Annotated in this window: 21 protein-coding genes; 7 read left to right on the top strand and 14 right to left on the bottom strand. The window is 61.6% G+C overall.

The window, feature by feature from the left end:
• Window positions 1-4: 4 nt before the first annotated feature.
• Window positions 5-685, bottom strand: a complete 681-nt coding sequence (locus tag DWB85_RS09275; RefSeq protein WP_117953940.1) for a Frag1/DRAM/Sfk1 family protein — start codon at window positions 683-685, stop codon at window positions 5-7.
• Between the two features lie 69 nt (window positions 686-754).
• On the opposite strand from DWB85_RS09275, the gene DWB85_RS09270 reads away from it, so the two are divergent.
• Complete coding sequence (locus tag DWB85_RS09270) at window positions 755-2,110, top strand: alanine/glycine:cation symporter family protein (RefSeq protein WP_420820266.1); 1,356 nt, start codon at window positions 755-757, stop codon at window positions 2,108-2,110.
• 11 nt (window positions 2,111-2,121) lie between these two features.
• On the opposite strand, the gene leuA is transcribed toward DWB85_RS09270, so the two are convergent.
• Complete coding sequence (gene leuA, locus DWB85_RS09265) at window positions 2,122-3,789, bottom strand: 2-isopropylmalate synthase (protein WP_117953939.1); 1,668 nt, start codon at window positions 3,787-3,789, stop codon at window positions 2,122-2,124.
• A gap of 305 nt (window positions 3,790-4,094) precedes the next feature.
• On the opposite strand from leuA, the gene DWB85_RS09260 reads away from it, so the two are divergent.
• From DWB85_RS09260 to DWB85_RS09245, 4 genes are all read left to right on the top strand, one after another.
• A complete protein-coding gene (locus DWB85_RS09260) occupies window positions 4,095-4,589 on the top strand; it encodes an Lrp/AsnC family transcriptional regulator (protein ID WP_117953938.1) in 495 nt (164 codons plus the stop codon).
• Between the two features lie 104 nt (window positions 4,590-4,693).
• On the top strand, window positions 4,694-5,470 hold the full coding sequence (locus tag DWB85_RS09255; RefSeq protein ID WP_117953937.1) for an SDR family NAD(P)-dependent oxidoreductase: 777 nt from the start codon (window positions 4,694-4,696) through the stop codon (window positions 5,468-5,470).
• A gap of 20 nt (window positions 5,471-5,490) precedes the next feature.
• On the top strand, window positions 5,491-6,714 hold the full coding sequence (locus DWB85_RS09250; protein ID WP_239017271.1) for a multidrug effflux MFS transporter: 1,224 nt from the start codon (window positions 5,491-5,493) through the stop codon (window positions 6,712-6,714).
• A 52-nt stretch (window positions 6,715-6,766) separates the two neighbouring features.
• Window positions 6,767-7,774, top strand: a complete 1,008-nt coding sequence (locus DWB85_RS09245) for a cysteine synthase A (RefSeq protein ID WP_117953935.1) — start codon at window positions 6,767-6,769, stop codon at window positions 7,772-7,774.
• 57 nt (window positions 7,775-7,831) lie between these two features.
• Here the strand turns inward: DWB85_RS09245 and DWB85_RS09240 are convergent, their stop codons facing one another.
• The 3 genes from DWB85_RS09240 to DWB85_RS09230 form a co-directional block, all read right to left on the bottom strand.
• Entirely contained in the window at window positions 7,832-8,464 is a 633-nt protein-coding gene (locus DWB85_RS09240; protein WP_117953934.1) for a thiol:disulfide interchange protein DsbA/DsbL, read from the bottom strand.
• Between the two features lie 113 nt (window positions 8,465-8,577).
• Complete coding sequence (locus tag DWB85_RS09235) at window positions 8,578-9,201, bottom strand: c-type cytochrome (RefSeq protein WP_117953933.1); 624 nt, start codon at window positions 9,199-9,201, stop codon at window positions 8,578-8,580.
• Window positions 9,202-9,236: 35 nt separating this feature from the next.
• A complete protein-coding gene (locus DWB85_RS09230) occupies window positions 9,237-9,530 on the bottom strand; it encodes a c-type cytochrome (protein WP_117953932.1) in 294 nt (97 codons plus the stop codon).
• Between the two features lie 117 nt (window positions 9,531-9,647).
• Here DWB85_RS09230 and yihA point away from each other — a divergent pair, with 117 nt between their 5' ends.
• Window positions 9,648-10,313, top strand: a complete 666-nt coding sequence (gene yihA / locus DWB85_RS09225) for a ribosome biogenesis GTP-binding protein YihA/YsxC (protein WP_117953931.1) — start codon at window positions 9,648-9,650, stop codon at window positions 10,311-10,313.
• 263 nt (window positions 10,314-10,576) lie between these two features.
• On the opposite strand, the gene polA is transcribed toward yihA, so the two are convergent.
• The 5 genes from polA to DWB85_RS09200 form a co-directional block, all read right to left on the bottom strand.
• Window positions 10,577-13,288 (bottom strand): DNA polymerase I, encoded by a 2,712-nt coding sequence (gene polA / locus DWB85_RS09220; RefSeq protein ID WP_239017270.1) that lies wholly within the window; start codon window positions 13,286-13,288, stop codon window positions 10,577-10,579.
• Between the two features lie 114 nt (window positions 13,289-13,402).
• Window positions 13,403-14,071, bottom strand: coding sequence for an SCO family protein (locus tag DWB85_RS09215; protein WP_117953930.1), 669 nt, complete (start codon window positions 14,069-14,071; stop codon window positions 13,403-13,405).
• Window positions 14,068-14,967, bottom strand: a complete 900-nt coding sequence (gene cyoE, locus DWB85_RS09210; protein WP_117953929.1) for a heme o synthase — start codon at window positions 14,965-14,967, stop codon at window positions 14,068-14,070. The genes DWB85_RS09215 and cyoE overlap by 4 nt, the downstream gene beginning before the upstream one ends.
• 7 nt (window positions 14,968-14,974) lie before the next feature.
• The gene (locus DWB85_RS09205; RefSeq protein ID WP_117953928.1) at window positions 14,975-15,634 is read right to left on the bottom strand and encodes a hypothetical protein; all 660 of its coding nucleotides are present in this window, start codon (window positions 15,632-15,634) and stop codon (window positions 14,975-14,977) included.
• 3 nt (window positions 15,635-15,637) lie between these two features.
• Window positions 15,638-16,393, bottom strand: a complete 756-nt coding sequence (locus tag DWB85_RS09200) for an SURF1 family protein (protein WP_117953927.1) — start codon at window positions 16,391-16,393, stop codon at window positions 15,638-15,640.
• A gap of 216 nt (window positions 16,394-16,609) precedes the next feature.
• Here DWB85_RS09200 and DWB85_RS09195 point away from each other — a divergent pair, with 216 nt between their 5' ends.
• Complete coding sequence (locus tag DWB85_RS09195; RefSeq protein WP_117953926.1) at window positions 16,610-16,858, top strand: DUF2909 domain-containing protein; 249 nt, start codon at window positions 16,610-16,612, stop codon at window positions 16,856-16,858.
• 138 nt (window positions 16,859-16,996) lie between these two features.
• On the opposite strand, the gene DWB85_RS09190 is transcribed toward DWB85_RS09195, so the two are convergent.
• The 4 genes from DWB85_RS09190 to coxB are packed head-to-tail and all read right to left on the bottom strand — an operon-like array spanning window position 16,997 to window position 21,325.
• On the bottom strand, window positions 16,997-17,968 hold the full coding sequence (locus DWB85_RS09190) for a cytochrome c oxidase subunit 3 (protein ID WP_117953925.1): 972 nt from the start codon (window positions 17,966-17,968) through the stop codon (window positions 16,997-16,999).
• 40 nt (window positions 17,969-18,008) lie between these two features.
• Window positions 18,009-18,569 (bottom strand): cytochrome c oxidase assembly protein, encoded by a 561-nt coding sequence (locus tag DWB85_RS09185; protein WP_117953924.1) that lies wholly within the window; start codon window positions 18,567-18,569, stop codon window positions 18,009-18,011.
• Window positions 18,570-18,583: 14 nt separating this feature from the next.
• Complete coding sequence (ctaD, locus tag DWB85_RS09180) at window positions 18,584-20,164, bottom strand: cytochrome c oxidase subunit I (protein ID WP_117953923.1); 1,581 nt, start codon at window positions 20,162-20,164, stop codon at window positions 18,584-18,586.
• A 15-nt stretch (window positions 20,165-20,179) separates the two neighbouring features.
• On the bottom strand, window positions 20,180-21,325 hold the full coding sequence (coxB, locus tag DWB85_RS09175) for a cytochrome c oxidase subunit II (RefSeq protein ID WP_162846068.1): 1,146 nt from the start codon (window positions 21,323-21,325) through the stop codon (window positions 20,180-20,182).
• Window positions 21,326-21,423: the final 98 nt, after the last annotated feature.

The following is a 21,423-nucleotide window of genomic DNA, read 5'->3' as shown; positions in this document are numbered from 1 at the left end:
CGCTTTACTCCTTCAGCTCCAGGCGCCAGCCGGCCTGGCGCCAGACAATATAGCCGAGCAGGAAATTGCCCTGTAGCAACAGGGAAAGCACCCACTCAAAGGCGTCCTCGACGCTCTCGTACCAGCGCTCGTCCCAGGCATCCAGCACCACCGTCAGCAGGCCCAGCAGTAACAGGGTCAGCAGCACTGTGCGCATCGCGGTGAGCGGCCACCTGCTGACGCCCGGCACCCGCAGGCTGGCCAACTGCGCCAGCATCAACAACTGGGACAGGAAAGTAAAGGAGAAGAACAGGATGGTGCCCACGCGGCGCTGGGTGCGCCAGGCATCGCCCCGCTCCCCCAGTACCGTGACATAGAGAATAAGGCCGATGCAGGCGACGATGCCGAGGACGAGCATCCAGCGATTGGCCCACTGGCGGCTATTGCCCCGCTGCCGCTGCAGGTGACCCAGCCAGCTGTAGTTCAGCCACCAGTAGGCCATCAATACCACCGCCGCCGGCAGCATGGTGGCGCGGAACAGGTAGCTGGCCGGGGGCTTGCGCCCGGTCGCGCTGATCGAGGTACAGCTGTCGATGTAGGGAAAACACCAGTCCACCAGGCCGTGGCTGGCGGCCAGCACATAGGTCAGCTGAACCGCGACAAACGGCAGCAGCGCTGCCAACAGCGCCACGATTCTCACGTTCATGGCGCCAGTTTATCGGGGTATTGGTGCTCGGGCTATGCTACTGTCCACCGAAATCCCTGACCCTGGCCCATCATCGTGATAGCAACACTGGAGCACTATTCCGTCCAATTCGCCAACGCCGTGTGGGGTACGCCCACGGTCATACTGCTGCTGGGGGGCGGCCTGTTTTTCGCCTTCTACTCCCGCCTGCTCCCCTACCGCCACTTCGGCCACGCCTTCGGCCTGCTGCTGGGCAAATACGATTCCGCCGACCAGCCCGGCGAGCTGAGCCACCGCCAGGCGCTGGCCGCGGCCCTGTCCGGCACCCTGGGCCTGGGCAATATTTCCGGGGTGGCGCTGGCCATTGTGGCCGGCGGTCCGGGGGCGGTGTTCTGGATGTGGATGTCGGCCCTGGTAGGCGTGGCCACCAAGTTCTTCACCTGCACACTGGGCGTGATGTACCGCGGCAGCGACAGCCTCGGGCGGCTGCAGGGCGGCCCCCAGTACGTGATTCGCGAGGCCATGCCCCGGGTTTTCTACCCGCTGGCCATCCTGTTTTCCCTGATGGGCCTGATCGGCACCCTGCCCATGTTCCAGGCCAACCAGCTCAGCGCCTTGATACGCCAGAGCGGCATGATTGGCGAGCCCGGCCCACTGGGCAACCTGCTGCTGGGCCTGGTGATGGCCACCGTGGTTGGCCTGGTGATTTTCGGCGGCCTGCAACGGGTGGCGCGGGTGGCCGTCACCGTGCTGCCGCTGATGATCCTGATTTACCTCGGTATGACGCTGTTCCTGATCGCCAGCAATATCACCGCGGTGCCCGCCATCCTGTCGCTAATCGTCAGTGAGGCATTCAACCCCCAGGCGGTGGGCGGCGGCTTTCTCGGGGTGGTGCTGATCGGGGTCAGCCGCGGGGTGTTCTCCAACGAGGCCGGCCTCGGCACCGAGGTCATGGCCCACGGAGCGGCCCGCACCAGCGAACCGGTCCGCGAGGGCCTGGTCGCCATGCTGGGCCCGGTGGCGGATACCCTGATCGTCTGCACCTGCACCGCTATCGTCATCCTGCTCGCCGGCACCTGGCAGGAGCCGGGGGAGTTGTCCGGGGTAACGCTCACCGCCAACGCCTTTCACGCCGAGCTCGGCAACCTGGGAACCGGCCTGCTCACCCTGGTCACCCTGCTGCTGAGCAGCACCACCATGTTCGCCTGCTGGTACTACGGGGCCAAGTGCTTCGGCTTCCTGGTGGGGGCCCAGATACAGCACCACTACCGCTGGTTCTTCCTGGCAACCATCGTTTTCGGAGCCACCGTCAGCCTGAAGGTGGTGTTCAACCTGATCTCGGGGGCCTACGCCATCATGGCCATACCCACCATGGTCTCCACACTTTACCTGTCAGGAAAAGTGAAGGCGGCGGCGCAGGACTATTTCCGGCGCCATCCCTACTAGGGCCTGAGACTTCAGGCGGCGACAGTCTCGGCGCCCACGGTGCTGTTGATGGCGCTGAGGATGCCGTTCATGGAGGCCTGCACGATGTCGTGGCTGCGGCCGGCGCCGCAACAGCGCTGGCCATCGATATTGAGCTGGATATAGCAGATCGCCTCGGCATCCGCGCTCTGGCTCAGGGCGTGTTCCGAGTACTCCACCAGCACGATAGGCTTGCCGATCACCGACGACATGGCGTCGACAAACGCGGCGACCACCCCGTTACCGGTGCCGGTGATGGTATGGCTGCCGCCGTTGACCAGATCGATTTCCAGCTTGTCGATCTTGTCCTCGCGGCTCAGCTTGTAGTCACCCAGGCGCCAGCCACTGTCCTGGGAAAGGTAGGTCTGGTGGAACAGGTCGTGGATTTCCTCCGGGCCGACCTCAGTCTCCCGCTGTTCGGCGTAGGCCTGCACCGCGGCGCTGAAATCGATCTGCAGCCAGCGCGGCAGGTCATAACCGTAATCCCGCTCCAGCACATAGGCAATGCCGCCCTTGCCGGACTGGCTGTTGATGCGGATGACCTCCTGGTAGGAACGGCCGATATCCGCGGGGTCGATGGGCAGGTAGGCCACTTCCCAGGCCCGGCTGTCGTCGCGGCGCGCCAGGCATTTCTTGATCGCGTCCTGGTGGCTGCCGGAAAAGGCGGTAAACACCAGCTCACCGGCCCAGGGGTGCCGCGGATGCACCGGTAACTGGGTGCACTCCTTCACCGTCTGGATGATCTCGTCCATATTGGCCAGGTCCAGCCTGGGGTCCACCCCCTGGCTGTAGAGGTTCATGGCCATGGTCACCACATCCATGTTGCCGGTGCGCTCACCATTGCCCATCAAGGTGCCTTCCACCCGGTCGGCGCCGGCCATCACCCCCAGTTCCGCCGCCGCCACGGCACAACCGCGGTCGTTATGGGTGTGCAGCGAAATCAGCAGGCTGTCGCGCCTGTCCACGTGATCGCAGAACCACTCGATCTGGTCGGCATAAACGTTGGGCGTGCTCATTTCCACGGTCGCCGGCAGGTTGATGATCACCGGCCTGTCCGGCGTCGGCTGCCAGACGGCGGTGACCGCGTTGCACACCTCGACCGCGAAATCGACCTCGGTACCGGTAAAGCTCTCCGGCGAGTACTCGAAGACCCACTCCGTTTCCGGGTAGCGGTCCGCGCATTCCTGCACCAGCCGGGCGCCATTGACGGCGATATCGAGAATGCCCTGGCGGTCCAGGCCGAACACCTGCTCACGCTGCACCGTGGAGGTGGAGTTATACACGTGCACCACCGCCCGGCGCACACCTTTGAGCGCCTCGAAGGTTTTTTCAATCAGCTCCTGGCGGGCCTGCACCAGCACCTGGATGGTCACATCCGCGGGAATCCGGTCATTGTCGATCAGCTCGCGCACGAAATCGTAGTCGTGGCTGGAGGCGGAGGGGAATCCCACCTCGATTTCCTTGAAGCCCACCTTGACCAGCAGGTCCCAGAGCCGGGATTTCTGCGCCGCGGTCATCGGCTCGATCAGCGCCTGGTTGCCGTCGCGCAGGTCCACCGAACACCACAGGGGGGCCTGGTCGATGATCTGGTCGGGCCAGCGCCGGTCAGTCTTGCGCAGGGGCTGGAAAGGTTGGTACTTGCTGTGGTCGAAGCTGCTCATGGATTCATCCGTTATGGTTAGCGATGGCTGCCCACCCGCGGGCGCAAGCCCTTTTGAGGCACGGTGCGCATTCCGCCACAGCGGGTAACTGTGGCGAACCGGTTCGCGCGGGCGGTATCCCAGCCTGCACACAGTATAGCTACTGGCAGGGAGGGAATGTCTGCAAATATCGCGGTTTGATACGCTTTTTGCGCAATTATTCACTATAAAGCGTACAATATTCGCGTTATTTTGCCCGGAATGGACCAGTAACTGTAATATGGTCATGACAGGCCATCTCATTCCGGGAACAACGACGCCAATCCATGAAACTCGATCGCACCGACCGCAAGATACTCCAGGCCATGCAGCGCAATGGCCGCATCAGCAACCTGGAACTGGCCGAACTGGTCGGCCTCTCACCCACCCCCTGTTCGCGCCGGGTCAAGCGGCTGGAGGAATCGGGGCTGATCCGCGCCCACGTCACCCTGCTCAAGCAGTCGATGCTGGGGCTCCAGCTCACCGCCTACATCGGCATCAGCATGGACCGGCACACCCCCGACCGCTTTGAGGCCTTCGAGGCCGAGGTCATGAGCTACCCGGAGGTCATGGAATGCTCGGTGGTCACCGGGCAGTCCGCCGACTACCTGCTGAAGGCGGTGGTCGCTGACATGGAGTACTACGAACAGTTTCTGCTCGGGCGACTGACCCGGATTCCCGGGGTCGCCGGTGTCCACTCCAGTTTTGAGCTGCGCCGGGTGGTACAGCGTACCGAGCTGCCGCTGGACCATATCGATGACAACACCCTGCTCAGGGACTAAGGCCTGCTAAAAGTTACAACTTACGGTGGCCGGTTCCGGGCTTGCTGTCGCAGCGCCGCCGTCCCACCATAGGACCCTCACAGAAAGCTCGGGGACAGCGGACAATGGGGACAGCAGAACAGGTCGCCCTGGTGACCGGCGGGGCCAGCGGCATGGGCCGGATTTACGCGCGACGGCTGGCGGCCAGGGGCACCCGGGTGGCCATTTTCGACGTCAACCAGCAGGGCCTGGAGGCCACCGCCGCGGGGTCGGACAATATCACCGCCTTCCACTGCGATATTGCCAGCCTGGAAGACGTCAACCACAAGGTGGCCCAGGTGGAACAGCAGCTGGGGGCGGTGGACCTGCTGGTACACGCGGCGGCCCTGATGCCGGCCTACCCCCTGGCGGAGCACAGCCACGAAGGCATGGAGCAGCTGTTCCGCATCAATTACTTCGGTACCACCTACATGGTCCGCGCGGTACTGCCGTCGATGCAGGCGCGCAAAACAGGCCGGATTATCGCCTTCGGCTCCATCGCCGGCACCGCCCTGGTACCGAAAATGGGCGCCTACTGCGCCACCAAGGCGGCCGTCAACGCCTACATCGAGGTGCTGCAGAACGAAATCCGGGCCAGTGGCGTGCGCGCCCACCTGGTGTGCCCGCCTGCGGTCAACACCCCGCTGATAGATCAGACCCTGGAAACCGACTCCCCGGGCAGCATCAGGGAATCCCGGGAGAAGGGCCGGCTCGCGGACCCGGAAAAGATGATCGACGCCATCGAGAGAGGGGTGGCCCGGGACAAGGACATTATCTATCCCAGTGAAGCCAGGCTCCTGTTTTTATGGCGTACCCTGGCGCCGCGGCTGTGGTGGAAAACCGTGATGAAATTCGAGCAGTAACGGTTCCCTCAGGCCCCGCCATGGGCTACCCTCCCCCGCCCATGGCCAGCCGACATCTCCAACCCGACTCCCCCTGGCTGCTGGCGCTGCTGGCGGCCCTGGTCGCCCTCGGTCCCCTCAGCGTCGACATGTACCTGCCGGCCATGCCGACCATGATGCGGGCACTGGACACCGATATCGGCCACATGCACCTCACCCTGAGCAGCTACCTGGCGGGGTTTGCGGTGTTCCACCTGGCCTGCGGCCCGCTGGCCGATCGCTTTGGCCGCAAGCCGGTGCTGACCCTGGGGACCGGGGTGTTTGTCGCCGCCTGTATCGGCTGCGCCCAGTCGACCAGCATCGAGGAATTGCTGGTGTTCCGCTTCCTGCAGGGCATCGGCGCCTGCGTCGGCCCCACCCTGGCGCGCACCATCACCCGCGATGTTTTCGGCCCGCGGGGCGCCGCCCGGGCGCTGTCGCTCATCGCCATGCTGATGGCGCTGGGCCCGGCGGTAGCGCCAACCCTCGGGGGGCTTGTACTCCTGGTATTGCCCTGGCCGGTGATATTCCTGTTCCTCGCCGTTTACGCCCTGTTGATGATTGTCCTGTTACAGCTGTACCTGGCTGAATCACTGCCCCAGCGCCAGAGCCTCCACCCGGTCAACATCGCCCGCAACTACGCCCTGCTGGTCAGCGACAGCGCCTACCTGGCCATCGCCATCGCCGGCGCCCTGATCTACTCCGGACTGATGGCTTACCTGTCCTCCGCCAGCTTTGTCTACATCGACATGCTGGGTGTGCCGGTGCAGTACTTCGGCTTTGTCTTCCTCACCACGGTTGCCGGTTATATCGCCGGCAGCGCGGTCAGTGCGCGCATGGCCTCCCGCTATGACTCGCGACAGACCATGCTCAGCGGCGCGCTGCTCTGCCTGTTCACCACCGCCGTCATGTGGCTGGGCGCCAGCGCCTGGCCCCACAATATCTGGGTGCTGATGCTGCCCATGGCGCTGTATGCCATCGGCATGGGCCTGGTCCTGCCCCACGCCATGGCCATGGCCCTGGCGCCCTTTCCGCAGATTGCCGGCACCGCCTCGGCCCTGCTGGGCTTTATCCAGATGGGCCTGTCTGCCGTCGCCGCCGCGCTGGTGGGCGCGGTGCTCAGTGACAGTCCGCAGCCCATGCTCATCGCCATGTTTGCCATCACCCTGGGGGCCTTCCTGCTGAGCCTCGCGGCATTTCGCCTGACCCGGTCGACGACGGCCTGACCCGGCCACCGGGCTGTGGCATACTCTGCGGGCATTTTCCCGGAGAACCACCGTGCAGACCGCCCAGGACGTCACCCAGCTCATCGGCAACACCCCCCTGCTCCACCTCAAGCAGGTATCGAAGCTCACCGGATGCACTATTCTCGGCAAGGCAGAATTTCTCAACCCCGGTGGCTCGGTCAAGGACCGCACCGCACTGGGCATTATCCGGGCCGCTGAAGCAGCCGGCGAGCTGGCGCCCGGAGGGCGCATCGTCGAGGGCACGGCGGGCAATACCGGTATTGGCCTCACCCTGCTGGCCAACGCCCTGGGCTACCACAGCACGGTGGTCATGCCCATCACCCAGAGCAAGGAGAAAATCGACTCGCTGGAACTGCTGGGAGCCGACCTGCACCTGGTGGGCGCGACCTCCTACTCCGATCCCAAGCACTATATCCACACCGCCGAGCGCCTGGCCCGCAAGCTGGCCGCCAGGGAAGAGCACGGGGCGATCTGGGCGCGGCAATTCGACAACACTGCCAACATGGACATCCACGCCAGGACCACTGGCAGGGAGATCTGGGAGCAAACCGACGGCAAGGTGGACGGTTTTATCTGCGCGGTGGGCACCGGGGGTACCCTGGCGGGTGTGTCCACCGCCCTCAAGGACAAAAACCCCAACGTGCGCATTGGTATCGCCGATCCGGCAGGCGCTTCCCTGTGCAGCTATTTCAAACGCGGTGAGCTGACTCCCAGCGAGGGCGGTTCGATTGTCGAGGGGGTGGGTATCAACCACATTACCGGCAACGTGGCCGAGGCCCGGGTGGATACGGCATTCACCATCAGCGATGAAGAAGCCCTGCCCTATATTTTTGATCTGCTAAGCCACGAGGGCCTGTGCCTGGGTGGCTCCTCGGGCATTAATATCGCCGGGGCGGTAAACCTGGCCCGGGAGCTGGGCCCGGGGCACACCATTGTCACTATTCTCTGTGACTACGGCAACCGCTACCAGAGCAAGCTGTTCAACCCGGTATTCCTGGAAAACAAGGGCCTGCCGATTCCCCCGTGGCTGAAAATTTAAGGGCCATAACGCAAAAGCCCGGCAGATGCCGGGCTCGGGAATGACAATCAGGCTGGCTTAGCTGCCGCTGGCGGCGCGCTCTTTCTCAATCAGGAAATCGGCAACCTTGAGCATATTGGCAGTACCGCCTGCCTTGCGGGTAGTGATCAGGTACTTGCCATTGACCATCATCGAGGGAGTGCCGGTAATCTTCGCCGCCCGGGCAGTGGCATTGGCCTGGCGCACCTGGCTGCTGACACCGAAGGAGTTGAAGGCCCTGGAGAAATCCTCCTCGGCCACACCGTGGGCCGCAAACAGCTCGGCTATTTCCTTTTCGCTACGCAGGGGCTTGCGGTCCACATTGAGCGTCTGGAACATGGCGGTGTCCATCTTGTCCTCGACCTTCAGCGCCCGCGCAACGTAATAGGCCCGGGCATGCAGTTCCATGGCGCCACCCCACATGGCGGGAACACCGCGGAAACTGACATCATCAGCCAGGGTTTTTTTCCACTGGGCCAGCATGGGTTCAAAGGTGTAGCAATGCCCGCAGCCGTACCAGAAAAATTCTGCCGCTTCTATTTTACCGGGGTTGGCGGTGCGTATCGCCGGACTGATCACATCGTAGTGTTCGCCGGCAACGTAGGTCTCCTCGGCAGTGGCTGTAACGGCTACCAGGCTCAGGGACAGTATCGTCAGGAATCGTTTCAACATTAACTGGGCATCTCCTTATAGTGCTCACCCCAGTGAGACCATCAATCGTGGACCGGGTTCGTCGGGTGATAAAAAAAGGTGGCATATTGCCACCTTTAATCCGCCAGTCAGGCTTACTTCAGGCCGGAGGCGTAGCTGGCAACCGCTTCGATTTCCTTGTCGGACAGACCGAAGGCGTTGGTGCGCATAATCATGGTGTCGCCATCATTGGTGCGCCCAGTCTCGTCCTCGTAGCCCTTGCGATAGGCTTTCAGCTGCGCGGCGATATACTCCGCGTGCTGTCCAGCCAGCGCCGGGAAGCCGGCGGGGGCATTGCCCTTGCCGTTGGGTGAGTGGCAGGCGGTGCAGGCGGCCACCTTGCGTTCGGCGACACCGGCACGATAGACCTTTTCCCCAAGGGCTACCAGTTCGGGATCGGCCTGACCGCCGGAACGGGCCTGGGAGGCGTAAAACGCCGCCAGGTCGGCCAGCTGCTGGTCGCTCATGTTATCCACCTGTCCCACCATGGTGGGCACCGGACGGGCGCCATCGCGAATGTCCTGCAACTGCTTGAGCAGGTACTTTTCGCCCAGGCCCGCCAGCTTGGGAAAGGTCGGGGCGGCGCTGTTACCGTCGGCACCGTGACAGGCGCTGCAGGTCACGGACAGTTCCTTGCCCTTGGCAGCATCACCCGTCTGCGCGGCGACGGCTTGGCTCAGGCCCAGCAACACGCTGGCCAGGATTACAACTTTCTTCATGTTCGTTCCAGATTGTTCGTCGTCAGGCCGCGAGTTTACTCGGCGGGCTTGGCCATGTACTCGATCAGGGCCTTGTAGTCTTCGTCGGAGCAGTCAAAGCACATGCCCTTGGGGGGCATCGCATTCAGGCCCGTGTTTACAGAAGCAACCAGCGCGTCCATGCCCTTGGCCATGCGTGTTTCCCAGGCGGCGGCGTCACCGGTCTTGGGCGCGTTGGCGGCGCCGGTAGCGTGGCAAACAGCACAACTCTTGTTGTACTTGTCCATATCCGGTTCGGCCATGGCGGAAGTAGCACACAGCAGCAGGGTTGCAGCAACAATCTTTTTCATAACACACCTCACGGTCAATACGGCGCAGCCTCATGCTGCGCAAGCTTTTGATAACATGTGAAAAAAGCTGTGGCATTATATACGAGATACACACACCTAAAAAGGCAATAACGCACAATGTCTGAGCAGGATCAAGTGCCGGCTCCCGAAGCCCCCGATTATCGCAGGGCCCAGTTCCTGACCAGCGCCGCCAAACTTCACCAGTGCCCCCCGGACGAGGGCTGGGAAGTTGCCTTTGCCGGCCGCTCCAACGCGGGAAAATCCAGTGCAATCAATAGCTTGACCAATAACAAGAAGCTCGCCAAAACCTCCAAGACTCCCGGACGCACCCAGCTGATCAACTTCTTCGAGCTGTCTTCCAGCCAGCGCCTGGTGGACCTGCCGGGGTACGGTTTTGCCAGGGTTCCAGTGGCGGTCAAGCAGGAATGGACCAAACAACTGGAAAATTATCTGGCTAAACGCCAGTGTCTGCGGGGAATGATTCTGCTGATGGATGTGCGCCATCCGCTGCAGCCCTTCGACGAGCAAATGCTCAACTGGGCGCTGGCGGCCCACATGCCGGTGCACATCCTGCTGACCAAGGCCGACAAACTCAAGAAGGGGCCCGCCAACAACGCCCTGCTGGCAGTGCGCAAGGCAATGCAGCCCCACCAGGAGCTGGTCAGCGTGCAGCTGTTTTCCGCCCTCAGGCACAGCGGTCACCAACAGCTGATCGAGGTCCTCGACAGCTGGCTGACCGATGCCAGCGTGTACGGGGATGATGAGCATATCGAGAGCTGCTAGGGTCCGTTCACAGCGATCGCGCTGACTCCCGGCAAAAAAAACCCGGTTGCCTCTAGGGGGAAGGCAACCGGGACACCTAGGGTCTCTGGGGAAAGAGACTTGCTCTCGAAGACTATGGAGAAAGCCTTCATAGGGGTGTAGCACTTGCTACATAGTTTAGGACCGGGTTGCGGGCAATGAGTTCCCACTGACCAGAAAAATTTTTACCGGCCCGCTGCAGCCGGACCCCAGGGCCTGTTGACACTCACCGGCTCGACAAGGTTCTAGTGGGCCTCGTCCCAGTTGTCCCCTACCCCCGCCTCGACCAGCAGCGGCACCGACAACTCGGCGGCAGCGGACATCAGGCTGCAGAGCTGGTCGCAAACCGGCTCGACCTGGTCCACCGCCACTTCCAGTACCAGCTCATCGTGCACCTGCATCACCATGTAGGCATCGGCTTCACCCTCGCCCAGCCAGGCGTCTACCGCCAGCATGGCCCGCTTGATGATGTCGGCGGCGGTGCCCTGCATCGGGGCGTTGATAGCGGTACGTTCCGCAGCCTGGACCCGCATCTTGTTACGGGAGTTAATCTCCGGCAGGTACAGACGCCGGCCGAACAGGGTTTCCACGTAGCCCTGCTCCCTGGCCAGGGCCCGGGTCCGGTCCATGTAGCTGGCAACGCCCGGGTAGCGCTCGAAATAGCGGTCTATGTACGCCTGAGCCTCGTTGCGGCCCAGGTGCAGCTGCTTTGCCAGGCCGAAGGCCGACATGCCGTAGATCAGGCCGAAATTAATCGCCTTGGCCTTGCGCCGTTGCTCCGCCGAGACCGCTTCGAGGTCGACCTCAAACACCTCGGCGGCGGTTGCCCGGTGCACATCCAGCCCGTCCTGGAAGGCCGCCAGCAGGCCCGGATCCGCGGACAGGTGGGCCATGATACGCAATTCGATCTGGGAGTAGTCCGCAGCCACAATGCGGTAGCCCCGGGGCGCAATAAAGGCCTGGCGGATGCGCCTGCCTTCCTCGGTGCGGATGGGAATGTTTTGCAGGTTGGGGTCGGAGGACGACAGGCGCCCGGTTGCGGCCACCGCCTGGTGATAGGAGGTGTGAATCCGGCCGGTCTGCGGATTCACCATCCCCGGCAGCTTGTCGGTGTAGGTGGATTTCAGCTTGGAGAGACTGCGGTATTCCAGCAACAGCTTGGGCAGCGGGTAGTCCAGGGCCAGTTCGACCAGCACGTCCTCGGCGGTGCTGGGGGCGCCCTTGGGGGTTTTCTTGATCACCGGCAGTTCCAGCTTCTCGAACAGGATCTCGCCCAGCTGTTTCGGCGAGCCGAGATTGAATTCCTGTCCCGCCAGGTCGTAGGCATCAGCTTTGAGCTCTTCCAGCCGCTGGCCCAGCTGCTTGCTCTGCCGGTGCAGCAGCTCGGTCGACAACAGGGCTCCCCGGCGCTCGATGCGCGACAGTACCGGCACCAGCGGCAGCTCGATGTCGCGGAACACCGACGCCAGGCTGCCCTGCTCTTCCAGTTTCGGCCACAGCGCCCGGTGCAGGCGCAGGGTGATATCGGCGTCCTCCGCCGCGTAGGGCCCCGCCTCCTCCACCTTGACCTGGTTGAAGGTGAGCTGTTTCGCGCCCTTGCCGGCGATGTCTTCAAAGTGAATGGTACCCTGACCCAGGTACTTCAGGGCCAGGCTGTCCATATCGTGACGGGTGGCAGTGGAATTCAGCACATAGGATTCCAGCATGGTGTCGTAGGCAATGCCGCGGAGCTCGATACCGTGATTGGCCAGCACGCTGGCATCATACTTGAGGTTCTGCCCGACCTTGGCCTGCTCCGGGTCCTCCAGCAGCGGCTTGAGCCGGGCCAGCACCGCGTCCCGGTCCAGCTGTTCGGGCGCGCCGAGATAGTCATGGGCCAGGGGCACGTAGGCTGCCCTGCCCGGCTCCACGGCAAAGGACACCCCCACAATGCGTGCCTCCATATAGTTCAGGCTGGTGGTCTCGGTGTCAAAGGCAAACAGGTCTGCCGCCGCCAGTTCCTGCAGCCACTGGTCCAGGTCCTTCTGTGCGGTCACGATCTGGTACTGGGTCTCGATCTGCTCGGCAACGGGCGCCTCGCCCTCCCCCAGCAACTCCTCCAGCCAGGCGCGAAACTCCATGCGGGTGAACCAGTCCACCAGGGCTTCCCTGTCCGGCTCGCCATTGGCCAGCTGCTCGGGGCTCTGCGCCAGTTCCACATCGGTCTTGATGGTAGCGAGTTCGTAGGACAGGTAGGCCTTGTCCTTTTCCGCTTCCAGTTTGGCGCCCATGGATTTGGCCCCGCGAAAGGACAGCCCGGCGACCTTGTCGAGGGAAGCGTAGATCTCATCCAGGCCACCCAGGCCCTGCAGCAGGCCCAGGGCGGTTTTCTCCCCTACTCCGGGAACGCCCGGTATGTTGTCGACTTTGTCGCCCATCAGGGCGAGAAAATCGATGATCAGCTCCGGCGGTATACCGAATTTTTCCTTCACCCCGGCTTCATCCAGCACCGTCCCGGTCATGGTATTGACCAGCGTGGTATGGCGGTCCACCAGCTGGGCCATGTCCTTGTCACCGGTGGAAATCACCACATCCCTGCCCTGGGCACTGGCCTGCCGGGCCAGGGTGCCGATAACGTCATCGGCCTCAACGCCCTCGATGCAGAGAAAGGGCAGCCCCATGGCCCTGACGATGCCGTGAATGGGCTCGATCTGCTCGCGCAACTCATCCGGCATCGGCGGCCGCTGGGCCTTGTACTCGGCAAAGATATCGTCGCGGAAGGTCTTGCCCTTGGCGTCGAAGACCACCGCCACCGGTGATTCCGGGTACTCCGCCACCAGTTTGCGGAGCATGCTGATGACCCCGCGCACGGCACCGCTGTTGCGGCCCTCGGAGGTGGTCAGCATGGGCAGGGCATGGAAGGCCCGGTAGACGTAGGAGGAGCCATCGACGAGGACAATCGGGGGCATTGAATCCATTTTAGAACTCTCTATTCGGGTTTGTCGGGCCCGCCAGTAATTGTGTCTTCACTTCCATGAAAAGCCCTTTAATAACGGCTTCTGGCTTCCGGCAGTGGCCGGAATGGCGACAGGTCAGCGATCCCAGAGTACGCGCGCTGAACGGTAGGTCACTTTCATCTTCGCCTGGTCCAGCGGGGCCTTGAAAAAACCGTGATAGTCGCCGCGGGGATTTATCAATACCACATTGGCACTATGGTCCACCTGGTAGTTTTCATCCTGCCCCGGGACCTTGCGAAATGGCGTGTTCAGGGCAGTGGCAAAACGGTGCACATCGAGAAACTCACCGGTGACCCCGAGGAAGTCCTCGTTGAAGTAGGGCACATAGTTCGCCAGCTGCTCGACCGTATCCCGGGCCGGGTCTACCGTCACCAGCACCACCCGGGTGTCCGCAACTTCTGTGCCCTCGAGCTGGCCCATGAACTGGTCGAGAAAGGCCATGGTGGTCGGGCAGATGTCAGGGCAGTGGGTGAAGCCGAAAAACAGCAGGGTCCAGCGACCTTCCAGCCGGTCCCGGGTAAAGGCCTCACCGTGATGGTCGACCAGGTTTATTTCACCGAAATTACGCGGGGTTTCCAGCAGATAAAGGCCGTTCACCTTCATTTCGGTGGATGTCATCACCCGTGGCTGCTGGATTCGATAGACGAATCCGGCCACCACCACGGTGATAAAAACGAGCACGGCGGCAACCGTGACTTTCACGTTGCGGGACTGGGCGCGCTGGCGCTCATCGACATTGGTCATAGAGTACTTACCGGAAACAGGTAGTGATCAAACAGCATGATCACGAACAGGGCCATGAGGTAGATGATGGAATACTTGAAGGTCTCCATGGGGGCCTTGGGGTTCTTGCCCCGCATCAGTTCCACCGCCCAGTAGAGAAAACCCAGGCCCAGGACCACGGCACCGAGCAGGTACAGCGGGCCGCTCATGCGGGTGGCGTAGGGCAGCAGGGTGATCAGGAACATGATAATGGTGTACAGCAGGATTTGCAGCTTGGTGAACGCCACACCGTGAGTCACCGGCAGCATGGGGATGCCGACGGCGGCATACTCTTCCCGGCGATGGATGGCCAGCGCCCAGAAGTGGGGCGGGGTCCAGGCGAAAATTATCAGCACCAGCAGCAGGCCATGGCCGCCGATTTCGCCGGTAACCGCGGTCCAGCCCAGCAGCGGCGGCATGGCACCGGCCAGGCCGCCGATCACAATATTCTGCGGCGTCGCCCGCTTGAGGAACATGGTGTAAATGAAGGCGTAACCCACCAGCGACGCCAGGGTCAGCCAGGCGGTCAGCGGGTTGATAAACACCATCAGGATTGTCATGCCGAGGCCGCCCATTAGCAGGGCAAAAATCGCCCCCTGGGTATTGCTCACCCGACCGCTGGCTACGGGTCGATTGTGGGTACGGGACATTTGCAGGTCTATGCGCTGGTCCACCAGGTGATTGACCGCCGCCGCGGCGCCGGCGCAGAGGGCGATACCGAGATTGCCCAGCACCAGCACATCCAGCGGCACCATGCCCGGTACCGCCATGAACATACCGATAGCCGAGGTGAGAATCATCAACAGGACCACGTTGGGCTTGGTCAGCTCCTTGTAGTCGCGCCAGGTGGCGGCTTCTGTACTCTGTTCTAGGGCCATGACGCTGTTACTCACTGGAATTTTTCAGCAGGAACTTGAGGTCGGAGATCACATCCTTGTAGTGAATACCGCTATTGTACGACATCATCACCCAGCCTGCCGGGTCAACCAGGTACCAGGTGCTGGCATCGCGCTGTTGCTCGGGGAACAGTTCCTGATAGGCACCTGCGGCCAGGGTCAGCGCTTTCATCCCGCGGTGCTCGGTTGCCAGCAGTTCAGCCATGGCGGCCGGGGCAGGGTGCTGGTCACTCAATTCGCTGACCTCCAGGCGGGTGGCTGCCGGCGTCTGCTCACTCAGGTAGAGTCGGTCTATGCGGTTGAATTCCTTGCCCATGGCGATATGGATCTGCCGGGTGACATAGAGCGAGCGTTCACACACGGGGCCACAGGCGGGGCCCTGGTTGGCCACCACCAGGCTCCATTTGCGGGGCAGGTCGCTGTATTTGACCGGCGCTTCCTGGTCATCGCGCATAAGGTAATCATCCAGCTGCCGCGGTGGTTGCACCAGCTGGCCACGGTTGGCGGTACCAAAGGTACCTACCAGGTCCAGGTCACCCTCAACCACGAAATACCACAGCCAGCTCGCCGCCAGGATCATGGTCAGTGGAATGCCGGCAATCGTCAACAGCACGAGGCGGTTGTTACGGATCTGTTGTTGTTCGTTCATAAGCTACTCGCTATCAGCTCCCGGTCCGGCTCTACCCCTGGCCAGCTGCCACAGGTTAGTGCTGCGCAACAGGTAGACCAGTGCCAGTACCGCGGCCATGGTAAACCACTGTACGGAGTATGCCCGGTGCTTGGCGGGACTGATATTTATCACCTGCCAGTCCACCGCCAGTGCGCCGGGCTGGCCCTCGTCTATACGCACTTCATAGGGGAACAACGTCGCCCCCAGGGACTCGGCGATCTTGTCCATTTCCACCGCCTGCAGGCGCCGCGGCCAGGGTCCGGCAATCGCCTCATCCGCCAGCAGGTAGGGCTCGCCCGGTGGCACGTACAGCTGTCCGGTGAGGCGCACTTCGCCGCGGACCTCCGGCACCTGCGGCAATACCCGGCGACTGGCGTCCGCCGGCACCCAGCCGCGGTTCACCAGCGCCAGGCCGCCGGAGGCGAGCTCAAACACAGTGAGCACCTCGTTGCCGAAGCGACCCTCCAGCATGCGGTTATCCAGCAGGAAGTGCTCACCGGCCCGATAGCGCCCCTGCAGTACAACCGGCCGGTAGGCGAGGGCGACTCCCTCCTCGTCCCGGAGACCGGCCAGCGGGCCAGGGGGCAGTGTCTGCTGGCGCTCAAAGGCCGCGGCCAATACTGCCTTCTCCTGTGCCCGCTGCAACTGCCAGAACCCCAGTGATATCAGCAGCGGCAGCAACACCAGGGTGAACAGGGTGATACGCCACTCAAAATCGAATTCAAGCCGGGTCGCCATTCAGCGCGACTCCATCACGGGCCAGCCGGGCTGGCCTGGTTTATACTGCAGCTTCATCAGGGGCAACTCACAGGGCCGGCAACTGTGTTTCGCCCGGCCACGTTATCAGCCGCTCATGTAAATTCAATACACTACACTCCTTCTGTCTTGCCGGGCCAACTACCAGCACAGCAGGCATTATTCGATAAGTGGTAGCATGACCCCGGAGGTACAACCTTGTTAAAAGCCCTGATAATCGTCCTCATGCTGGCGCTGGTCTCCAGCCTTGGCAGCGGATTCTACTACCTGATGATTGACCAGGGAGATAAGCGCAAACGTCGCACCTTCCACTCACTCGGCGTGCGCCTGTCCCTCGCGGCAGCACTGCTCGGGGTCATCATCTATGGTGTCGCCACCGGCCAGCTGGGGCATAGCAACCCCTGGGATGCGGGCCCGAGGCCCGCTGCGGCTGAAAAATCCGAATAAGGCCAGCGGCAGGGTCCCGGCTTTTCACTGGCCCCGAAACTGCTTTTTACCAGCCCCGAAATAGTCGCCCCCGCGGAAGCGGGGGCCCAGTGTCATTCTTGGTCTGGATCCCGGCATGCGCCGGGATGACGGTCCTGGCTACAAAATATACACAAACAGGAACAGGAACACCCACACCACGTCCACAAAGTGCCAGTACCAGCTGGAGGCCTCAAAGCCGAAGTGATCATCGGCGGTGAAGTGGCCCTTCAGGCTGCGCATCAGCTGGATCGCCAGCATGGTCATCCCCATGAACACGTGGAAGCCGTGGAAGCCGGTCAACATGAAGAAGGTGGAGCCGTAAATACCTGAATTCAGGGTCAGACCGAAGTGGGCATAGGCTTCATAGTACTCATAGAACTGTACGCACAGGAAGATCACCCCCAGCGCGACGGTAATGCCCAGCCACAAATTGAACTTCTTCTTGTTGCCATCGAGGATGCCCATGTGGGCAATGTGGCAGGTGAAGCTCGAGCTGAGCAGGATAATGGTGTTCCACAGAGGCAACCACTTGTACCAGGCCGCGGCCTCGGAAAATGCCATGGTCGTCTCGGCACTGGTGAAGGAGCCGTTATTGGCGATGGGCTGGCTGGCTGCGCCGCCGACAGCCTCCTGGGGCGTCAAAGCCATTGGCCAGCTGTATTCAAACCCTTCCCAGAGCAGGCCGTTCATACGTCCACCATCGCCTTCGCCGGCCAGCCAGGGGCCCACCAGGGTACGGACGTAGAACAGGGCGCCGAAGAAGGCAAAGAAGAACATGACTTCCGAGAAGATAAACCAGAACATGCCCAGCACGTAGGATTTCTTCAGCTGGGCACTGTTCATGCCCGCAATATTCTCCTTGATCGCCTGACGGAACCAGGCGAAGAGGGTGGCCAGGAAGAAAAACAGGCCAAACAGAAAAATCGACCAGGAACTGGTAGTCTCATTGGGATCGCCAAAGGTCATGTCGTTCATGATGCTGGCGGCACCGTAGATTGACAGGATAAGGCCGATGGTGGCCATCACTGCCATCTTGCTCTTCTCGGGTACGTAATACTTTTCGTACTCAGTAGAAGTCGGATTACTCATTTTATTTCTCCGTTGTTTCGCAGGTTCCCCAACCTGCGCCTCAGCGAGCGGCTACCGGGCCGCCCGCCATATCTGTTACATCAAAAATCGTGTAGGACAGGGTGATCGTCCGGATATCCCGGGGCAGGTCCTGGTCGACAATGAACTGCAGGGGCATTTCCGTGGCGCTGTCACCGTCCAGCGGCTGGTGGTTGAAACAGAAGCACTCGGTCTTGTGGAAATACTCGGCAGCCCGGGCCGGGGAGACACTGGGTACCGCCTGGGCAACCATTGCCTGGGGCAGGGGGTTGCGGGCATGGAACACCGTGTCGTTAACCGCACCGGGGTGCACCTTCATGGCAGTCACGCTGGGACCAAACTCCCAGGGCATGGCCTCATTGTTGGTCGCCATGAACTGGACCGTAATCGTGCGGCTCTCGTCCACGCGCGCCTCGACCGCAGTATAGGCCTCACCGGAGGTCTTGCCGTTGATACCGAGAGCATCGCAGAGGACGTTGTAGAGCGGGACCATTACCACGAACACAAAGGCGAACATGCACACCGCTACCGCCACCAGCTTGATGACGGTATCGATGGCAGGGTTGGCGCTTAGTCGAAACATGCTTCAGCGCTGCCTCAGGAGTGGGCGTGAGCCGGATCGATCTTCGGCGGCGTCTCGAAGGTGTGGTAGGGCGCCGGCGTCGGTACCGTCCACTCGAGACCCTCGGCGCCGTCCCAGACTTTTTCCTCGGAAGTCGGCTTGCCGGCAACAATGGTCGCGATCACGTTGTACAGGAACAGGATCTGCGAGGCACCGTAAATGAACGCGCCTATGGACGACATCATGTTGAAGTCGGCAAACTGCAACGCGTAATCAGGGATACGCCGGGGCATTCCCGCCAGGCCCACAAAGTGCTGCGGGAAGAAGGTCACGTTGAAACCGATGAAGGAGATCCAGAAGTGGGTCTTGCCCATGGTCTCGTTGTACATCCTGCCGCACCACTTGGGCAGCCAGTAGTACACCGCGGCGGTCATGGAGAATACCGCGCCAGCCACCATCACGTAGTGGAAGTGGGCGACCACGAAGTAGGAATCGTGGTACTGGAAGTCAGCAGGCGCGATGGACAGCATCAGACCGGTGAAACCGCCGATAGTGAACAGCACCAGAAAGCCCAGGCAGAACAGCATGGGGGTTTCAAAGCTCAGGGCACCGCGCCACATGGTGGAAATCCAGTTAAACACCTTCACCCCGGTGGGTACCGCAATCAGCATGGTGGCATACATGAAAAACAGCTCACCGGCCACCGGCATACCGACGGTATACATGTGGTGGGCCCACACGATGAATGACAGGAAGGCGATGGACGCGGTGGCGTAAACCATGGAATCGTAGCCGAACAGCGGCTTGCGGGAGAACGCCGGGATGATCTGGGATACCACACCGAAGGCGGGCAGGATGATGATGTAGACCTCGGGGTGGCCGAAGAACCAGAACACGTGCTGGAACAGCACCGGATCGCCACCGCCCGCGGCGGAGAAGAAGCTGGTGCCGAAGTGAATGTCCATCAGCATCATGGTCACCGCGCCGGCCAGTACCGGCATCACCGCGACCAGCAGGAAGGCGGTAATCAGCCAGGTCCAGACAAACAGCGGCATCTTCATGTAGGTCATGCCCGGGGCGCGCATGTTCATTACCGTGGCGATAATGTTGATGGAACCCATAATGGACGACAGACCCAGTACGTGTATCGAGAAGATGAAGAAAGTGACCGATGGCGGTGCGTAGGTCGTGGACAGGGGCGCGTAGAACGTCCAGCCAAAGGCCGGCGCGCCGCCTTCCATGAACAGGGTGGATGCCAGCAGCAGGAACGTCGGCGGCAGGATCCAGAAGCTCCAGTTATTCATCCTCGGCAGGGCCATGTCCGGCGCCCCGATCATCATCGGGATCATCCAGTTAGCCAGGCCAACGAAAGAGGGCATAATCGCCCCGAACACCATGACCAGTCCGTGCAGGGTGGTCATCTGGTTGAAAAAGGCGGGCTCTACCAGCTGCATTCCGGGCTGGAACAGCTCGGCGCGAATAACCATGGCAAAGAAGCCACCCAGGATGAACATTGCAAACGCGAACCACAGGTACATGGTTCCGATATCTTTGTGATTGGTGGTGAAAAGCCACCGGCTGATGCCCTTCGCAGGGCCGTGATGATGATCTCCCATCGTTAACTCCTCCGATTAGCCTTTCTTGTGGTTGAAGACGTCAATGGGCTGAACCATGTCGCCCATGTTGTTGCCGAATGCGTTGCGCTGGTAGGTGATGACCGCCGCCATGTCGACATCGTTCAGCTGGCCGCCAAAGGCCTGCATGGCAGTGCCGGGCACGCCGTTAATGCCGATATCGAGGTGGCCGCCGAGCTCACCGGTGGCGATGGCACTGCCGGCGATGGCAGTACCCACGCCGCCTTCACCCGCGGCGCCGTGGCAGGCCAGGCAATTGCGCTCATAGACCGCCTTGCCGCGCTCCATCAGTTCGTCCATGGTGAAGGTCTGGGCCATCAGCTGCTTGATTTCCGCCGCCTCGGCCTGCTTGTCGCCCAGCCACTGCTGGTACTCCTCCTGGCTCACCACATTGACCACGATAGGCATGAAGCCGTGATCCTTGCCGCACAGCTCGGCGCACTGGCCACGGTAAACCCCTTCCACATCGGTACGGGTCCAGGCCTCGTTGATGAAACCGGGAATCGCGTCTTTCTTGACCGCCAGCTGCGGCACCCACCAGGAGTGGATCACGTCGTTGGCGGTTACCAGGAAGCGGACCTTGGTGTCAGCGGGCAGGACCAGCGGCTCGTCCACTTCCAGCAGGTAGTGTTCGCCCTTGCTCTGGCTGTTGTAAATCTCACTCTGGGGCGTACGCAGGTTGGAAAAGAAGCTGACGTTCTCGCCATCTTCATTCAGGTACTCATATTTCCACTTCCACTGGTAGCCGGTCACCACAACGTCCATATCGGCATCGTCGTTGTCGTAGACCTCCAACAGGGTTGAAGTGGCGGGGACCGCCATGCCGATCAGGATGAAGAACGGAACAACTGTCCAGGCAATTTCCACCTTGGTGCTCTCGTGGAAAGTGGCAGGTTCATGGCCCCGGGATTTGCGGTGGGCATAAATCGAATAGAACATTACCCCGAATACCCCCACACCTATGATGGTGCAGATCCAGAGGATGATCATATGCAGGCTGTAAATCTGCCTGCCTACTTCGGTCACCCCCGGCGACATGTTGATCTGGCTGACCTCGCCTGCCGCAGCCACGGCAGTAGCGCTTAACAGCATCAGCACAGGACCGAGCGCGAGCTTGAACAGCCGCTTCGCTTCAGAAAACATTTCCCGTGACTCCATTATTACGTCTCATTTTAGTTCCCCCCAGCAGGTCTTGGTTATTCCCTTGCCGTCCCGATTCACCCGACAGTGCGAGCGACCAG

This window comes from Seongchinamella sediminis (genome assembly GCF_003457605.1).
Classification (GTDB): Bacteria; Pseudomonadota; Gammaproteobacteria; order Pseudomonadales; family Halieaceae; genus Halioglobus; species Halioglobus sediminis.
The sequence above is the reverse complement of the archived record's forward strand: the minus strand, read 5'-3'. Positions and strand labels throughout refer to the sequence as shown.

Coding starts and splice junctions, on each gene's coding strand:
- DWB85_RS09260 (WP_117953938.1), top strand. CDS start 4,095: ATGAAACTCGATCGCACCGACCGCAAGATACTCCAGGCCATGCAGCGC.
- polA (WP_239017270.1), bottom strand. CDS start 13,288: ATGGATTCAATGCCCCCGATTGTCCTCGTCGATGGCTCCTCCTACGTC.
- DWB85_RS09255 (WP_117953937.1), top strand. CDS start 4,694: ATGGGGACAGCAGAACAGGTCGCCCTGGTGACCGGCGGGGCCAGCGGC.
- DWB85_RS09205 (WP_117953928.1), bottom strand. CDS start 15,634: ATGAACGAACAACAACAGATCCGTAACAACCGCCTCGTGCTGTTGACG.
- yihA (WP_117953931.1), top strand. CDS start 9,648: ATGTCTGAGCAGGATCAAGTGCCGGCTCCCGAAGCCCCCGATTATCGC.
- DWB85_RS09230 (WP_117953932.1), bottom strand. CDS start 9,530: ATGAAAAAGATTGTTGCTGCAACCCTGCTGCTGTGTGCTACTTCCGCC.
- DWB85_RS09275 (WP_117953940.1), bottom strand. CDS start 685: ATGAACGTGAGAATCGTGGCGCTGTTGGCAGCGCTGCTGCCGTTTGTC.
- DWB85_RS09200 (WP_117953927.1), bottom strand. CDS start 16,393: ATGGCGACCCGGCTTGAATTCGATTTTGAGTGGCGTATCACCCTGTTC.
- cyoE (WP_117953929.1), bottom strand. CDS start 14,967: ATGGCCCTAGAACAGAGTACAGAAGCCGCCACCTGGCGCGACTACAAG.
- DWB85_RS09190 (WP_117953925.1), bottom strand. CDS start 17,968: ATGAGTAATCCGACTTCTACTGAGTACGAAAAGTATTACGTACCCGAG.
- DWB85_RS09240 (WP_117953934.1), bottom strand. CDS start 8,464: ATGTTGAAACGATTCCTGACGATACTGTCCCTGAGCCTGGTAGCCGTT.
- DWB85_RS09250 (WP_239017271.1), top strand. CDS start 5,491: ATGGGCTACCCTCCCCCGCCCATGGCCAGCCGACATCTCCAACCCGAC.
- DWB85_RS09235 (WP_117953933.1), bottom strand. CDS start 9,201: ATGAAGAAAGTTGTAATCCTGGCCAGCGTGTTGCTGGGCCTGAGCCAA.
- coxB (WP_162846068.1), bottom strand. CDS start 21,325: ATGTTTTCTGAAGCGAAGCGGCTGTTCAAGCTCGCGCTCGGTCCTGTG.
- DWB85_RS09185 (WP_117953924.1), bottom strand. CDS start 18,569: ATGTTTCGACTAAGCGCCAACCCTGCCATCGATACCGTCATCAAGCTG.
- DWB85_RS09215 (WP_117953930.1), bottom strand. CDS start 14,071: ATGACCAATGTCGATGAGCGCCAGCGCGCCCAGTCCCGCAACGTGAAA.
- leuA (WP_117953939.1), bottom strand. CDS start 3,789: ATGAGCAGCTTCGACCACAGCAAGTACCAACCTTTCCAGCCCCTGCGC.
- ctaD (WP_117953923.1), bottom strand. CDS start 20,164: ATGGGAGATCATCATCACGGCCCTGCGAAGGGCATCAGCCGGTGGCTT.